Origin of the sequence: Shewanella sp. H8, assembly GCF_040285065.1 — a bacterium.
In the GTDB taxonomy this organism is placed as follows: Bacteria; Pseudomonadota; Gammaproteobacteria; order Enterobacterales; family Shewanellaceae; genus Shewanella; species Shewanella polaris.
This window is the reverse complement of sequence record NZ_CP157213.1, coordinates 2,369,987-2,384,863: the sequence shown is the minus strand read 5'-3', so window position 1 is coordinate 2,384,863 and position 14,877 is coordinate 2,369,987. Positions and strand designations below refer to the sequence as shown.

At 38.1% G+C, this 14,877-nt stretch carries 16 protein-coding genes; 8 read left to right on the top strand and 8 right to left on the bottom strand.

What is annotated here, in order from left to right; genetic code table 11:
- Window positions 1–51 precede the first annotated feature (51 nt).
- Entirely contained in the window at window positions 52–1,182 is a 1,131-nt protein-coding gene (locus tag ABIS04_RS10325; protein ID WP_350431015.1) for an acyltransferase family protein, read from the top strand.
- Window positions 1,183–1,270: 88 nt separating this feature from the next.
- Here the strand turns inward: ABIS04_RS10325 and ABIS04_RS10320 are convergent, their stop codons facing one another.
- Entirely contained in the window at window positions 1,271–2,488 is a 1,218-nt protein-coding gene (locus tag ABIS04_RS10320; RefSeq protein WP_350431014.1) for an HD-GYP domain-containing protein, read from the bottom strand.
- A 341-nt stretch (window positions 2,489–2,829) separates the two neighbouring features.
- Complete coding sequence (locus ABIS04_RS10315; protein ID WP_350431013.1) at window positions 2,830–2,982, bottom strand: hypothetical protein; 153 nt, start codon at window positions 2,980–2,982, stop codon at window positions 2,830–2,832.
- A gap of 217 nt (window positions 2,983–3,199) precedes the next feature.
- Here ABIS04_RS10315 and ABIS04_RS10310 point away from each other — a divergent pair, with 217 nt between their 5' ends.
- Entirely contained in the window at window positions 3,200–4,162 is a 963-nt protein-coding gene (locus ABIS04_RS10310; protein ID WP_350431012.1) for a LysR substrate-binding domain-containing protein, read from the top strand.
- 7 nt (window positions 4,163–4,169) lie between these two features.
- On the opposite strand, the gene ABIS04_RS10305 is transcribed toward ABIS04_RS10310, so the two are convergent.
- From ABIS04_RS10305 to ABIS04_RS10295, 3 genes are all read right to left on the bottom strand, one after another.
- Window positions 4,170–4,475 carry a DUF1330 domain-containing protein gene (locus tag ABIS04_RS10305; protein ID WP_350431011.1) on the bottom strand — a complete coding sequence of 102 codons (306 nt, stop codon included), beginning with the start codon at window positions 4,473–4,475 and terminating at the stop codon, window positions 4,170–4,172.
- A gap of 13 nt (window positions 4,476–4,488) precedes the next feature.
- Window positions 4,489–5,115, bottom strand: coding sequence for an antibiotic biosynthesis monooxygenase (locus ABIS04_RS10300; RefSeq protein WP_350431010.1), 627 nt, complete (start codon window positions 5,113–5,115; stop codon window positions 4,489–4,491).
- 138 nt (window positions 5,116–5,253) lie between these two features.
- Entirely contained in the window at window positions 5,254–6,261 is a 1,008-nt protein-coding gene (locus tag ABIS04_RS10295; RefSeq protein ID WP_350431009.1) for a zinc-binding alcohol dehydrogenase family protein, read from the bottom strand.
- Between the two features lie 332 nt (window positions 6,262–6,593).
- Between ABIS04_RS10295 and ABIS04_RS10290 the strand changes: the two genes are divergently transcribed.
- Both ABIS04_RS10290 and ABIS04_RS10285 read left to right on the top strand, forming a co-directional pair.
- Window positions 6,594–7,478 carry a helix-turn-helix transcriptional regulator gene (locus ABIS04_RS10290; RefSeq protein WP_350431008.1) on the top strand — a complete coding sequence of 295 codons (885 nt, stop codon included), beginning with the start codon at window positions 6,594–6,596 and terminating at the stop codon, window positions 7,476–7,478.
- A gap of 81 nt (window positions 7,479–7,559) precedes the next feature.
- A complete protein-coding gene (locus tag ABIS04_RS10285; protein WP_350431007.1) occupies window positions 7,560–8,468 on the top strand; it encodes a hypothetical protein in 909 nt (302 codons plus the stop codon).
- 77 nt (window positions 8,469–8,545) lie between these two features.
- Here ABIS04_RS10285 and ABIS04_RS10280 read toward each other — a convergent pair whose 3' ends face one another.
- Window positions 8,546–9,427 carry a LysR family transcriptional regulator gene (locus ABIS04_RS10280; RefSeq protein WP_350431006.1) on the bottom strand — a complete coding sequence of 294 codons (882 nt, stop codon included), beginning with the start codon at window positions 9,425–9,427 and terminating at the stop codon, window positions 8,546–8,548.
- Between the two features lie 85 nt (window positions 9,428–9,512).
- On the opposite strand from ABIS04_RS10280, the gene ABIS04_RS10275 reads away from it, so the two are divergent.
- The 4 genes from ABIS04_RS10275 to ABIS04_RS10260 all read left to right on the top strand — a co-directional run bounded on the left by ABIS04_RS10275 (window position 9,513) and on the right by ABIS04_RS10260 (window position 12,274).
- Window positions 9,513–9,965, top strand: a complete 453-nt coding sequence (locus tag ABIS04_RS10275) for a PACE efflux transporter (protein ID WP_350431005.1) — start codon at window positions 9,513–9,515, stop codon at window positions 9,963–9,965.
- 247 nt (window positions 9,966–10,212) lie between these two features.
- Window positions 10,213–10,611: a hypothetical protein gene (locus tag ABIS04_RS10270; protein WP_350433421.1), complete on the top strand. Its 399-nt coding sequence runs from the start codon at window positions 10,213–10,215 to the stop codon at window positions 10,609–10,611.
- A 286-nt stretch (window positions 10,612–10,897) separates the two neighbouring features.
- Window positions 10,898–11,356, top strand: a complete 459-nt coding sequence (locus ABIS04_RS10265; RefSeq protein WP_350431004.1) for a DUF2127 domain-containing protein — start codon at window positions 10,898–10,900, stop codon at window positions 11,354–11,356.
- A gap of 444 nt (window positions 11,357–11,800) precedes the next feature.
- Window positions 11,801–12,274 carry a Dps family protein gene (locus ABIS04_RS10260; RefSeq protein ID WP_137226992.1) on the top strand — a complete coding sequence of 158 codons (474 nt, stop codon included), beginning with the start codon at window positions 11,801–11,803 and terminating at the stop codon, window positions 12,272–12,274.
- Between the two features lie 350 nt (window positions 12,275–12,624).
- Here ABIS04_RS10260 and ABIS04_RS10255 read toward each other — a convergent pair whose 3' ends face one another.
- A complete protein-coding gene (locus ABIS04_RS10255) occupies window positions 12,625–13,212 on the bottom strand; it encodes a TetR/AcrR family transcriptional regulator (RefSeq protein WP_350431003.1) in 588 nt (195 codons plus the stop codon).
- A gap of 197 nt (window positions 13,213–13,409) precedes the next feature.
- The gene (locus ABIS04_RS10250) at window positions 13,410–14,816 is read right to left on the bottom strand and encodes an alanine/glycine:cation symporter family protein (protein ID WP_350431002.1); all 1,407 of its coding nucleotides are present in this window, start codon (window positions 14,814–14,816) and stop codon (window positions 13,410–13,412) included.
- Between the last annotated feature and the right edge of the window lie 61 nt (window positions 14,817–14,877).

Here is a 14,877-nt window from a genome sequence, read left to right as displayed (position 1 = left end):
TAACGACGATATTTAATATTTTAAATAAATAACCAGTGGAAGGAATTTATTATGAGTGAGATTTTGCTGCAAAATAAGCGTTATTCAGAACTTGATTGGTTGCGAGTAGTACTGATTTTTGCTGTGTTCTTACACCATGTGTTTATGCCGTTTAATGGTGATGACTGGCATGTGATGAACAATGAGTCGAGCAAAGTGCTTGACGATATCATGGTGTATTTTGAACAACTCAGGTTGCAAACATTGTTCTTTATTGCAGGTGCGGCCAGTTTTTTGTTACTGCAAAAAATGCCCACTCGCAAATTTCTATCGAGTAAGTTTCATCGGCTTTTTATCCCTTTGCTGGTGGGAATGATATTGATTGTGCCGCCACAACATTATTATGAGAACATCACTGAATATGACTCTTTAGCATCTGCCTATGGCCAGTTGATGTTGTCGTTTGATAGTAATCATTTATGGTTTATTGAGTTTTTAGTCATTTTCATGTTACTTGCTGTGCCATTTAGGTATTTGTTAACATCTCAAACCGGCAATAAGTTACAACAATGGCTAGAACGAATAAGTCATCATCGTTTTGGCTTGCTCTTTTTAGTTTTGCTGTTAATCGTATTACGTGGTGCGCTTAAATATGTCGCGCCATCAGATAGTCACCATATCGAAAACTTATCATTGAGTGTGTTCTATTTGTTTTTCTTTTTCGCAGGCATGTGTTTTGTCAAAAGTGAGCTTATTTGGCGCGCGTTAGCAAAACATCGATACATCTATTTAGCCAGTTTGCTTGTGAGTTCAATACTGTTTTATGGCTACTATTACTCACCTGATTTAAGCCCTTATTTATCGTTAACTGCCCGTTGGCAATTATGGTGGTTAGTTTGTACGCTAGTGTCTTGGTCTGGATTATTAACCATGGCAGGTTTTGCGATTGCCCATATTAATAAAACACCAACATGGCTTTATCAAACCAATGAGTTGATCTATCCGTTTTATATTTTGCATCAAACGGTAATAGTGATGTTGGCATTTTATATAGTGCAGTGGCAGGCTTCAATCGCACTTAAATCAGTGAGTTTGTTATTGAGTGCTTTTGTGGTGTGTGCCTTGCTATGTAATTACTTGATTAGGCCGTTCAAGGTGACACGATACTTATTTGGACTAAAAGTATTGCATGTATCTGAATAGCGAATGAATCAGTTTGTACTGTAATGTTTAGATAAATAGTCAATAATAAAAGATTTTCATGCCATTAAACTTGTTTAATGGCATTTCTCTATCCTTCGTGAGCTAAATACTCAAAAATTTGTTCCATGTTCAGATTAAAGTCATCAGCTCGCACACACTTAACAATTAAGTCATCGGTCACTGTTGCTAAGTCAATTTTGTTTCCTGCTTCAAAATGATCCGGTTTTAAATGATAGAAGGGTCTGACTAGCGGGCGGATAGGGTCTTTCCGATTATGGTCTTCGACAATAGCGAGTCTATTTGATTCAAGTTGAACCACCGAACCAACAGGATAAACTCCCATACAGCGAATAAATTGATCGACTAAGTCTTTATCCAATTCATTTTTTTCAGCTAACGCACGTAAAATACTGAATGCTTTAACTTGGGCATAACCTTGTTTGTAACAGCGATGCGAAGTCAGAGCATCAAAAATATCGCATATGCTGATCATGCGCCCATAAAGGGTGATTTTTTCAGCGGGTACACCAAATGGATAACCTAATCCATTGAGTTTTTCATGGTGTAAGCTGGTTACTTCCAAGCTCAGTGGACTGATACCTGGAGTGTTTTTCATGATATCAATCGAATAACTGGCATGAGTTTTCATTATATGAAACTCTTCATCAGTCAGCTTTCCGGGCTTGTTTAAAATTCGATCTGGGATCATGATTTTGCCAACATCATGTAGAAATGCACCAATAGCCAGTTGATTAACAATGTCCTTGTCGATTTTTTTGTAAACGGCAAACATGGTCATTAATACCGATACCGACACAGAGTGCTCTAATAAGTATTCATCTTTATTACGGATATTGATCACGCACGACAAGGCATTTGGATTATTAAAAATCAAATCTGTTGATTCAGCGGTTATTTTTTGCACCGGATCCATGTCCAGTGGCAAACCATGCTGTGCATTATGAAACAGTTTCTTCTGAATGTCTTTTGACTCATTAAACACTTGACGTGCTCTGACGATTTCTTGATTAAAAAAGTTTGCTTTGACATCGAAGCGGGCAGGTGTGACTTTACGAGGCGGTTGAGTCATAGACCTACTGACTTTTTGCTCAACTTTTTCTATATTAACTTCAGTTTTACTGGTATCAATGAGTAGCTTAGTAACCGATTTACGTTTTAATGCTTCAATAACTCGCTCGCTTTTAAGCACCCCTGGTTTAGTAAGTGAAAAGGTATCTTTGGGTTCGGTTATTTCGACCACATACATTCCAACACAAACGTCAGCAATGTTATGTTCAATCAGCATAAATCGGCTCCTTGCGGCTATTGATCAACGTCTAGTTATTTTACGCTTGATACTGTTGTTATAGTATATCGTCCTGAATAATATAACTTATTTGATGCTGTAATATAAGCAAATAACATAATGAAGAACAATAAGTTATAAAAAATTACTCAGCGTATATTTATGATATTTTCGAAAATAAAATAAAAACATAATCGCACTTTATGACGAATTACCAATTACGTCCAATGGTTTTGAATAATACACTTGAGAGAGTGTTTTTTTATAGTATCTAGAATTTATAGCACTAAAACATAAGCTTAATGATTAATCATCTATCCTAATCACCGAACTCGCTGTGTTTAACTAAACGAATAAGCATCTAGCGTCAATAATTCAAATTCTACACCTTGATGGATCTTTTTAGCCGCACTGGTTTCACTTGCACCTAAAACAGCAATAAGCGGTAAAAAGTGTTCTTGATTCGGATGATTAAATTGAGCAAATGGTGCCAAATCGACAGTTTTTGGCGGCGAAAGTTAGGTGTTTTGTTGATTTTGTGAGTCAATATTACGGTAAAATACCTTATTGGGATGAGGCGTTATAAAATGTAAAATAATTTTGATTGCGATACATTTTATTTATATACCGCTCTTTTATGCTCAACATTACTTATGTTTATTGTTTCATATTCATCACTACTCGTTTTATAACTTAATCGTTGGGAATTCTATGTCTGTCACCACTCAATTGGGATTATTTTTAGATGTTGTTCAGCAAGGTTCTTTTGCTAAAGCTGCAGCACTACACGACATGGATAATTCATCATTGTCGAAACAAATTAAAAAGTTAGAGTTGACGTTGGGCGTGCAATTACTTAACCGTTCAACCCGTTCATTTGCGTTAACGTCAGCGGGTGAAGAGATCCTTGAACAAGCGCATATTTTAATGAACACATTAGACGATATTCAAAATATTGCCGACTCTTACCAGTCTGAACCTAAAGGGATAATTCGTATAACTTCATCAATTTTTTTTGGCCAACAATATTTACAACCAGTCATTAATCAATTTATGAAGCGTTATCCTAATGTCAAAGTCACCGTGTCTTTAGATGATCGTAAAGCGGATATTATTTCAGATCATTTTGATGTAGCGTTTAGAGTGGGACGTTTAGCTGAGTCGAATTTGATTGCTAAAAAAATAGCAAAAACTCATTTTGCGTTAGTGGCTTCAGCAGGCTTTATTGAACAATATGGTATGCCAACCACACCCGAAGAATTAATCAGGTTACCCGCGGTAATTTACAGCAATGGAGACACCTCTTTAGATATTATGTGTTTAAGCCAGGAGCCACATGGCGACCAGTACAAAAACTATAAAATGCAGGGTAATCTTAAAGTGAGCGACGTCAGCTCAATGATATCAGCGGTTAAAGATGACATGGGGTACACCATGATAGATTTATTTAATTTAGAAAAACCCATTACAGAACTTAATTTAGTGCCGTTATTAACCAACTATTGTCTGTCGACAATGGATACCGGGATTTATGCCGTGTATCCACATCGTAAACAAACGTTATTGGTCAGTGAGTTTATTAAGGCGGTGCAAAACTATATTGGCACTCCACCTTTTTGGTTATCGCACATACCTGATTATCAGAAGCTTTACAAAGGTTCAAGTAATGGATAAATTACTATTACTGCGCTAAACCGTCGACAATATATTGATTAATATTATCCGTAGCGGCTAAACGAATAGCCTTAGCGGGGGCGTATTCAGGGTCGTCTAACCATGCCTTTGCAGCTTGAGAATTTGGAAATTGGATGATCACTTTTATTTGGCCTTGTTGACCGATAATATCAATTCCAGAGTCGCTTGCAGCAAGAATAGTACCACCATGTTTAGCAACAGTACCTGCTGTAATTGCATTAGAACCTGGATTGTATGTTGCGTACAAGTTCTGATCTACAACATCATAATTAATGATAAAAAATGCACTCATTAAAAATCTCCTATTATTCGGTTATTTCACTGACAAAATTCATATATTGTTGCATATCACCTACAACGGCTTGTTCCATTATTGCCCCAGTAATTTTGGCGTAAGGTTGATTGAAATGAATATCCCATACGTCAGATTCTTTACGCCAATGCTCATAAACCACTAAGGTGTTGTCATCATCTTGAACGGTGTAAAGGTCAAATAATAAATTACCATTTTCTTGACGAGTGTGTTGAATATGGTCTTCAAACTGTGTCATAAGAGGTTGGCGAAATTCAGAATGAATTGGGAAAATAAAGAAAATTGAAAATATATCATCTTCAGGATTAGCTGGTGTCATCGCAACCGGGTAAGGCTTGGTGTCGTTTACTTTATACACTTGTGGGGCAGTGGCTAATGTGTCACCTAATAACGTAATAAAATCTTGGGTATAAGGTTGGTTTTTATGAAACTCAAAAGCAGTCGCATCTTGCCAACGTTCATAAGCAAAGAAAATATTCGGGTTGGTGTTATCAACAAAAATAGCCATATCTGTATTACCCTGTTCTTTACGGGTGCCATTCTTGTTGGTGATTAATGCATCTTTAAAGCTCTGTTGATATTGTGGCTTTACGGTAAATTTAATTATTTGCGTGAACATGCCATGCTCCAAATTTATTATATAGTTGCTGAATCAAGTGTTGATATTGAGAAGCACTTTATAGATCGTAACGATGATAAAGAGTGCTTCAAAGGAGTCTGGCTCCAATTATTTTTCAGATAAACTCGTTCGTCATCATTAAAAACCCGCTAAGACAATTTTTCCTTTAGCTTGTTGAGTTTCTAAGCGCTCATGAGCTCTGCGTAAGTTAGTCGCATTAATCACCCCATAATGTTCACCCACAGTGGTTTTAATCTGGCCGTTATCTATTAGTTTAGCGACATCGTTAAGCAGTTGATGTTGGGCTTGCATGTCGTCGGTTTTAAATAAAGAGCGAGTGAACATCAGCTCCCAGTGAATTGAAATGCTCTTCATTTTAAACGGCATAATGTCTAAGGTTTGTGGATCGTCAATCAACGCAAATTGACCTTGTGGTTTAATCACCTTTTCTATTTCAATTAAGTGTTCGGAGGTATTATTTAAACTCACAACATAGTCAACTAATGGCAGCTGTTTTTCGGCAAACTGCTCACTCAATTTATAACGATGATTAATAATGTGGTCTGCACCTAAATCTTCTAACCACGACACGGTTTCAGGTCGTGATGCAGTGGCAATGATTTCAAGCTTGGTGAGCTGTTTTAGTAATTGCACCATAATTGAACCTACACCACCGGCAGCGCCGATAACCAAAATACGTTTGTTGGCATTGTCTTTATCAACTTTCAAACGATCGAACAGTAATTCCCATGCCGTAATGGCGGTCAATGGCAAAGCTGCTGCTTCGTCAAAAGATAAATTTTTTGGCATATTACCAACAATATGTTCGTCAACCAGTTGTAACTCTGCATTACTACCTGAACGGCTCACATCACCGGCATACCAAACTTTGTCGCCAGGCTTAAATAAGCTGACGTTTTCACCCACAGATTTAACGATGCCAGTAGCATCAAAGCCTAATATTTTCCATTCGCCTTGAGGTGCTGGCATGTCTTGACGAATTTTAAAATCGGCAGGATTAACTGATATGGCTTTAACCTCAACCAGAATATCGTGGCCAGTTGCTATTGGGGTATCTAAATGAATATCTTGCAATGATAATGGATCATGAACCGGCAAGTTTTGTTGGTATGCGATGGCTTTCAAAATGATGTTCCCTAAATAATAAGACAATGAATGGCTTGCTTTAGAGGCATTTTGCGGGTTTTATTGTGTTAGAAAAAGAGTTAAAACATCCAATTATTATGGAACTAAATATCCATAATGGTAGCGATGAGTAACAAGTTAATCATCGAATGATGTTGCTATTACTCTATATTCATTTTATTTGTCTTAATTATTATGAGATAAACAGCCGTTAACAGTACAATGAATCGATACCAGTTAGTGCATGCGATAGGAGTCAGTTTAAAGCAAGCACATTTGAGTCAGTACATGCGACTAAGCACATTTCATTTTATCTATAAATAGAGCCGTAAATGACTATCCCTAATATTGCTTTCAACCACGATAAAACCAATCAAGCAGAATTTGAAATTATCGAATTGTCTGATCTATATATGCGACCGGTGATGGAGCACGATCCACAAGCGCCGCACAGAGTGTCGTTTTTTATGTTGATTTATTTTGAACAAGGCGAGGGTAAGCACACTGTCGACTTTAATCAATTCAACTTTGAACCAGGCTCATTGATTTTTGTGCAACGAGAACAAGTGCATAGTTTTGATTTTTCATCTCAGCCACAAGGTAAACTGTTATTATTTACCCAAGCCTTTCTCGATAAGGTGCATGCCAACATGCGCTTACCTAATTACACGCCAACCCATTTAAATCAGCAACATAATCCTTTATTAAAACTCGATAGTATTAACCACACGCGTACTCATTCCTTAATTGAACAACTGCAGCTCGAATTGCAAACTCCAACGTCTGAGCCTCTGATTGTGATGTACCTATTTTCTGCGTTAGCTTTGTTATTACACCGGTTGCGCCCGGTATCAAGCCATAACAACTTATCGGCAGAGCACAGTATCAAACTCGCACGTTTTTTCAGCTTAATGCAGCAATATGCGCAACAGATCCGCGATGCCAATTGGTATGCAAGCAAAATGCACACAACCTATAAAACTTTAAACCAAATTTGTAAGCTCGCGACAGGCTTAACCGCCAAGCAGATGATTGACGCTTACACTATTATCGAAATTAAACGCCGTTTAGTGGTCAGTAATATAACAACACAACAACTGGCTAATGATTTTAGTTTTGACGATACCAGCAACTTTGTAAAATACTTTAAAAAACAAACTGAACTAACACCAAGTCAATTTGTGAAACACAATGCTCTGCAAGCGGTTCGACTTTAACCATTTATAGGCTTATTTACACTCTACTGGCTAATGGTTTAGCTTTATATACTGTCCTCATTGAAACTAGAGGACTTAATCATGAACACATTTATTCAGCAAACCGTTACTAATAAAAGCATAGCTAAAAAATCAATCGTCAGTGCTTTTGTAAGCAGTGCCCTTATAAGCAGCGTATTGCTTTCAGGCTGCAGCGTGGCAACAACAGAACCCGCTAAGGCAAATTACAAGCAACAGGTTGTTGAGTTAGTGAGTAGTATCGAAACGGGCGACTCAGCGCCGATTGGTTACATCAATCCTCACAAATACATTCAACATAACTTAGCAGTTGCCGATGGTTTAGCAGGTTTCGGAGCGGTAATGCAGCTGTTACCGAAAGGCAGTGCAAAAGCGCAAGTGAAACGTGCATTTCAAGACGGCAACTATGTTGTTACCCACACTGAATATAACTTCTTTGGCCCCAAAGCTGGCTTTGATGTATTTCGTTTTGAAGATGGTAAAATTGTTGAACATTGGGATAATTTTCAGCAGATTTCAGCTGTTAACTTAAGTGGGCATACACAGTTTGATGGTACAACCATAGTGACCGACTTAGATAAAACTAAGAAAAATAAAGCCTTGGTGGCCAACTTTGTAAACACGATTTTGATCAAAGGTGACATGGCTAACATTGGCCAATTCATTGGCAGTGAAGACAAAGATTACATACAACATAACCCCAATATTGGTGATGGTTTAAGTGGTTTAGGTAAAGCCTTGGGTGAGTTAGCTAAAATGGACATGCCAATGGTGGTTAAAACCAACCATAAAATACTGGGCCAAGGTAATTTTGTGTTATCAATCAGTGAAGGGACATTTATGCAGCAGCATGTGGCATTTTATGACTTATTCCGCGTTGAAAACAACATGATTGTTGAGCACTGGGACACTGTTGAAACCATTCCTGCCAAAGCAGATTGGAAAAACAGTAATGGTAAATTTGGTTTTTAATGCCTAATGTGTAGCGTATTCAAATTTTATAAAATCTAGGCCGCTTTTAGCGGCCTTGATTTTTTGTCCACACGGCTTTATGGCGTCAGCAATTGCCTTAACGAATGCCTAAATTGCTTAAACATCGGCTCCAGGCTATAGCGATGATGTTGAATGACATCAACATTAGCATGCCAACCCATATCTTTAAATTCACTGGGTAACAACACCAATTTGCCACTGCTAACGTACTCATTGGCGATATGATTGGGCAATAAACACCAGCCATTCCCCTGTAATGTCAGTTCAAGCAACACATAATAGTTATCCGCGTACCAAATATCAGGGCTTAGGGCGAGTTGGAAATTACTCGATTTGTTATTACGCGAACGCATCAACAATTGTCTATGTAGCTTTAAGCTGGCCAAGTTGTTCGATTCTTTCTGGGCTAATGGATGAGTGCTTGCAACGTAGATATCAAACTTAATTGCACCAATGGATTCACAGTCAATGTGAGAGGGGATCGACAGTTCACTAAAAATAATTCCTGTAACGGCTCTATCAGTGTCAATCAAGTCGACAATATCGATGCTCGATGCGGTAAAAAATTCTAAGGAGGTATTGGGGAAGTCAATTTCTAACTGATTAACCATACTAGACAGTTTTTGAAATGGTATGCCTTCATCTAAGCCGATGGTGAGCTCTGAAATAAAAGGCTTATCGAGATGTTGGGCGCAATAGCGTAACCGTTGATGTTGCTCTAATAACACTTGCGCGTGAGATAAAAGCTTTTCACCTGCCTGTGTTAATTGAGGATAACGCCCGCTACGGTCAAACAATATTGCATTGCAGTCTATCTCAAGGTTTATCACATGCTGGCTTATCACGGATTGTGCTTTGTTGAGTGAACGGGCCGCCGCGGAAAACGAGCCAGTTTTTGCTGTCGCTTCAAATGCCTCAAGTTGATCAATACTGTACATATCGCTTTTCCAGATACTACCTAACTGTTAAGTATCCTTATAATGGATGAGAATAACGCAAACGTCACTAATAATTGAGTTCATTATGCAAACAAAAGAAAGAATATTTCATGCTGTGTCTTTTGAAATATTGGCGGCAGCAATCATTGTACCTGTGAGCGCAATGCTCATGGATAAGAGCGCCACCGATATGCTGGTGGTGAGTATCGGCATATCGTTATGTGCTGTTACATGGAACTATATTTATAATATTTGGTTCGACAAGTTATTGGGTAGTGACAGAGTGACGCGTAAATTACCTACTCGTATTGTCCATGCTATGTGTTTTGAAGGGGGCTTGTTAGTGGTAACCCTCCCAATGGTATCGTGGTATTTAAGTTTAAATCTTATCGATACCTTAATGTTAGAAGGGGGGGTATTAGTGTTTTTCTTGATTTACACTGGCGTATTCAATTGGCTATACGACGTATATCAACCTTACCAGCGCTGGTTTGGTAAAACAGTTTTGAGTCATAACTTGCCCCGGACTGACCGTTAATAAAGTCATTATTCACTTAATATTTCAACATCATTATTTAACTTAAATCATCAGATTTATTTTACTAAAATGGCCGGTTTATTTTATATTACTGTCATGGTTACTGTGGCATCATAGTTTTGAAGCCTTAGTTTCAAAATCTTAGTTTCAAAACCTTAGTTTCAAAACCTTAGTTTCAAAACCTTAGTTTCAAACGATTATCAGCTGGATACACAGAGTGAAATATTATTGTCTTAATTGTGTCACTATTGTCATAGCCAGTATACTGCTCATTAACCCTGTATTGGCCGATACACTTACCCCTTTTACTAGTGATGGTTGCAGTGCCTTTCCTGATGGTACTTTTGAGCAAGGTGAATTATGGTTGGCGTGCTGCCAAAAGCATGATTACGCTTATTGGAAAGGGGGGACGTTCGAAGAGCGTCTCGCATCAGATAAGGCTTTACGTACTTGTGTCACAAAAGTTGGACAGCCGGAGATTGCATTACTGATGTTGGCTGGGGTCAGAGTGGGTGGCACACCGTATCTACCGACGACATTTCGTTGGGGTTATGGCTGGCCGTATCCAAGAGATTATGGTCCATTGACTAAAGAAGAGCAAAAACAAGTTGAACAATTATCTGAACCATTTTTAGCAAAGCCTTAGCATAAATTTAATACGTTCAAAGTGCATCATTACCATAACCCTAGAACGACAACATCTTTTACAACCTAACATTCTATTTTTGTTGCCAATTAGTCGTACTACAGTCTTTGTTAGCCAATCTATTTTTAACCTTTATAATTTAGATTAATGACTAAAAAATCACTGATGATTTATGTGTGAGAGTGCTATATAGGCTGTCTTTCAAAGTGATTCTTTAGATCAATAATAAAAGGCATAATTATTCCGAACCGTTAGAATCAACCCTTTTTTATGGAAACGCGAAATAATGAAGCATTTGGATAAAGGCGTACGTGCGGTTGCATTACTTGAAGCAAGTAAGGGAGTGTTGGCGTTAGTGGTTGCGATAGGACTACACGTATATGCAGGTCAAAATTTGGCTTTGTTGGCAGAGCAGTTAGTGACTCATTTACACCTTAATCCTGCTAACCGTTATCCAAGTATTTTTATTTCTGCTATTGGGTCATTACCGCAATCGAGCTTAACCTTAATGTCATTAGGGGTAGCTGTGTATACTTTAATGCGCTTTGTCGAGGCTTATGGATTATGGCATAACATGCGCTGGACACAGTGGTTTGCTTTGTTAAGTGGCGCAATATATTTGCCTTTTGAACTTTATGAAATGGTGAGTCACTTTAACTTACTCAGTGTGATCGTTCTGACGATTAACCTTGTCATTGTTGTGTATATGTATTTAGTGTTGTTTCCTCGAAGAACATCATTATAAGATCTAGATCAATGTTTTAATGAACAAATAAGATAAAAATATTAACAGAGTTTAATGACAGACGGTTGATCTGTTATGCAGTAATGATAATATAAATATAGATAAGATTTACGAAGGATTAACGAAAGTATTAATTTTTAAGTTACTTATTACGTTAATTTTTTTCTAAATGCCTAATAGTTAAAATATATTGTAAATTTATTTTTTAAGTTGCTGTAATGTATTTAAACTAAGATTATAGATATAAGTGGTGCTATGTTTAATGTTTGTTTTAAAAGAGTAATTATGGTTTGTATAATAAAACCTAAAGTGCTCAATAAATATTAAATGTAAGCGATGTGTTAACAGAAAATGTATGTTTGATAATTGTAGCTCGATTGCATCTACCCTTTATACAAATGCAATAATGTTATGAATTATTAATTCTACTTTGAGAGGAATAAAATGACTGACATCGATATTGGTATAAAAAAAGACGACCGACTAAAAATTGCTGAAGGCTTAAAAAGCTTATTAGCCGATTCCTATACACTTTATTTACAAACCCATAATTTTCATTGGAACGTCACAGGTATCCATTTTCGCGAATTGCACTTAATGTTTGAAGAGCATTACACTGAGCTTGCAACTGCTGTAGATGATATTGCAGAACGAATTCGTACCTTAGATGTAGCAGCACCGGGAACGTATAAAGAATTTGCCCGTTTAAGTTCTATTAAAGAAGTTGAAGGCGTACCAAGCTCAGCTGATATGGTCGAATTACTGACTAAAGGCCATGAGCAAGTGATAAAAACTGCTCGACAAGTTCTCAAAACAGCGCAAGATGCTGATGATGAATCTACCGTCGCTTTAGTATCCGATCGTATGCGTGTTCATGAAAAAACCGCTTGGATGTTAAGAGCAACCAGCAAGAAGTAACCTTAGACATTATATTTAGGTATAAAAATCTAAATCTATTGATGTAAATAAAACCGCTGGCTAGAACCAGCGGTTTTTTTAATATACAGTGACTAAATCTATCGATTCAAATAGTGAACTATAACAAGGTAGTGGTTAGTGAATATCAGAATACTGAATCGGTACAACTGTTTACTGGGGTGTATCCGTGCTTGTTGGCTCAAGATATTGTTTATTAGATGATGAACGCAAGAGTTATCAAGCTCAATGTTGGGCAAGCGATAATTACGGACTCCAATTTAACAATTCAATTTTTATGATTATTCAATAAAAATGATGTAGATATAAAAAAAGCGCCTTAGGCGCTTTTTTTATTGATTTTGTAATTGAGCAAAAAACTCTTCTAGTTGCTGGCTTACTGTTTCAGTATCACCAGTGGCTTTTAAGTAAGATCGTAAGCCAATAATGTGTACTTGGATTTTTTTAGCCACTTGATATTTATCCAATTTAGCCGATAAATCGCCCTGGGTTTGAGCTTGCTCAATGATATTGGCAAAACGATGTTCAACTTTAGTCAGTAAATCACGAGCAATGTTAAGGGTTTCTTGATGTGATTCGTCAAGTTCTGCCAGCGTGCGCATCACCATGCATAATTCACTGGGTACCGTTGCACAACAAGGCACTATTAAGCCGCGTAAATATTGCTTCAGTCCATCCCATACGTGTTCATTCTGCTCTATTTTATCATTTAATTCGTTAGCTGAAGTTTGTGCATAATGAATTAATGTCTGATGAAATAAATCAGCTTTACTACCAAATGCAGCGTAAATACTACCTGGTCGCATGTCCATGGTAGTCTGAATCTCTCGCGTCGAAGTGGCTAGAAACCCTTTTTGCCAAAATAGGTTTTTTGCTTTTTCGAGTACGTCTTCGCGATCAAATTTAGAAATATTAGCCATTTGTCCCTCTTTAGTTAACAACCATTTTACGTTAAGGGAGTAACGTAAGGCCAGTCTATTATATAAATTTTTAATCATAAAAAGTTATAGGCAGTTCTTTTAAGCATTAACTGCGTTATTAACAAAAATGCAGAATTGAATATAGGTTCAATTCCGCATCAACGAGTTTGTACTCATTTAAGCCTAAAGTATTGTGTTTACGACCACACGCCAGTTTCGGTTTTACCTTGAATTTTGACATCGGCCAGTTTGAATTCAGGCTGGTTAGTGGTTTTAAGCTTACCTTGGTAATCGCGGGTTAAATTCACTATGGTCGGGGTTAACAGCATAATTGCACTGATGTTAACCACTGTCATTAATCCCAGCGCCATATCTGCCATGTTCCACACTTCTTTTAATGAGGCGTTAGCTCCCCAATACACCATGCCTAAATACAGTAGGGTGTATATGGTGCGACCATAAATGTTGTCGAGCTTAAATAAATGCAAGTTACTTTCGGCGTAGGCATAGTTGGCCACCACAGACGTAAAAGAAAATAGGGTAATAATGATGGCCACAAACATATCACCGCTCATTCCCATATGGTAAGTCATGGCGTTTTGAGTGATCCGAATGCCTTCCATTTCACTGTCAATATTGCCTTGGGCCAATAAAATCACAATGGCGGTACAGCTACACAACACCATAGTGTCGATAAACACCCCAAGCATTTGTACGTAACCTTGTGCAACAGGGTGGTTTGGCACCGGAGTGGCACCCGCTGCCGCATGGGGTACACTACCTGCACCAGCCTCGTTAGAATATAAACCGCGTTGAATCCCATTTTTAATCGCTGCACCGAGTGCACCAGCTGCCGCTTCGTTTAACCCAAAAGCTGAGTTAATAATATCCATCAATACCCCAGGTACTAGCTGAATGTTAATAATGGTGACGGTGACTGCGGCTAAAATAAAGGCCAGACCCATAAACGGCACCACGAACTCAGCAAAACGCGCAATACTGCGAAGACCTCCCATAACGATGATTCCAGCAATAAAGGTAATAACCGCACCGGAATATACAGGTGATAACTCGAAAGTGTGGTTGAGTGCGTCAGTAATCGTGTTGGCTTGCATGGCACTGAAACTAATGCCGTAACCGAGGAATAAACACAGCGCGAATAATACCGCTAACCAAGGTTTATTCAGCCCAGCGCGGATATAATAAGCGGGTCCACCGCGGTATTCTTTATGGTCGTCGCGCACTTTATACAGCTGACCTAAAATGCTTTCGGCAAATCCGGTCGCCATACCCAATAGCGCGATAACCCACATCCAAAATACTGCACCGCTGCCACCCAGTGAAATCGCCATTGCGACGCCCGCTAAGTTACCTGTTCCCACTCGCGCAGACAGGCCAGTACATAATGCTTGATACGAGCTAATGCCCGATTTGTCACCTTGAGTACTGCCTTTCATCACTTTAAACATGTAACCGAAATGGCGAAGCTGAATAAATCTTAATTTCAATGAAAACCATATGCCGGCAAATACCAATATATAAATGAGTACTTGGTAATCGCCCCACAGTACATTGTTGGTGAGCAATATAATGTCATTAATCATTGAACATCTTCCTTGGTTTTATCATTAGGAATTTAACAGGCTATATTTCGACGAACTGACC

Excerpts from the sequence above, each read along its gene's own strand:
- ABIS04_RS10275 (WP_350431005.1), top strand. The coding sequence starts at position 9,513 with ATGCAAACAAAAGAAAGAATATTTCATGCTGTGTCTTTTGAAATATTG.
- ABIS04_RS10305 (WP_350431011.1), bottom strand. The coding sequence starts at position 4,475 with ATGAGTGCATTTTTTATCATTAATTATGATGTTGTAGATCAGAACTTG.
- ABIS04_RS10320 (WP_350431014.1), bottom strand. The coding sequence starts at position 2,488 with ATGCTGATTGAACATAACATTGCTGACGTTTGTGTTGGAATGTATGTG.
- ABIS04_RS10255 (WP_350431003.1), bottom strand. The coding sequence starts at position 13,212 with ATGGCTAATATTTCTAAATTTGATCGCGAAGACGTACTCGAAAAAGCA.
- ABIS04_RS10280 (WP_350431006.1), bottom strand. The coding sequence starts at position 9,427 with ATGTACAGTATTGATCAACTTGAGGCATTTGAAGCGACAGCAAAAACT.
- ABIS04_RS10285 (WP_350431007.1), top strand. The coding sequence starts at position 7,560 with ATGAACACATTTATTCAGCAAACCGTTACTAATAAAAGCATAGCTAAA.
- ABIS04_RS10300 (WP_350431010.1), bottom strand. The coding sequence starts at position 5,115 with ATGTTCACGCAAATAATTAAATTTACCGTAAAGCCACAATATCAACAG.
- ABIS04_RS10325 (WP_350431015.1), top strand. The coding sequence starts at position 52 with ATGAGTGAGATTTTGCTGCAAAATAAGCGTTATTCAGAACTTGATTGG.
- ABIS04_RS10265 (WP_350431004.1), top strand. The coding sequence starts at position 10,898 with ATGAAGCATTTGGATAAAGGCGTACGTGCGGTTGCATTACTTGAAGCA.
- ABIS04_RS10310 (WP_350431012.1), top strand. The coding sequence starts at position 3,200 with ATGTCTGTCACCACTCAATTGGGATTATTTTTAGATGTTGTTCAGCAA.
- ABIS04_RS10250 (WP_350431002.1), bottom strand. The coding sequence starts at position 14,816 with ATGATTAATGACATTATATTGCTCACCAACAATGTACTGTGGGGCGAT.
- ABIS04_RS10290 (WP_350431008.1), top strand. The coding sequence starts at position 6,594 with ATGACTATCCCTAATATTGCTTTCAACCACGATAAAACCAATCAAGCA.
- ABIS04_RS10260 (WP_137226992.1), top strand. The coding sequence starts at position 11,801 with ATGACTGACATCGATATTGGTATAAAAAAAGACGACCGACTAAAAATT.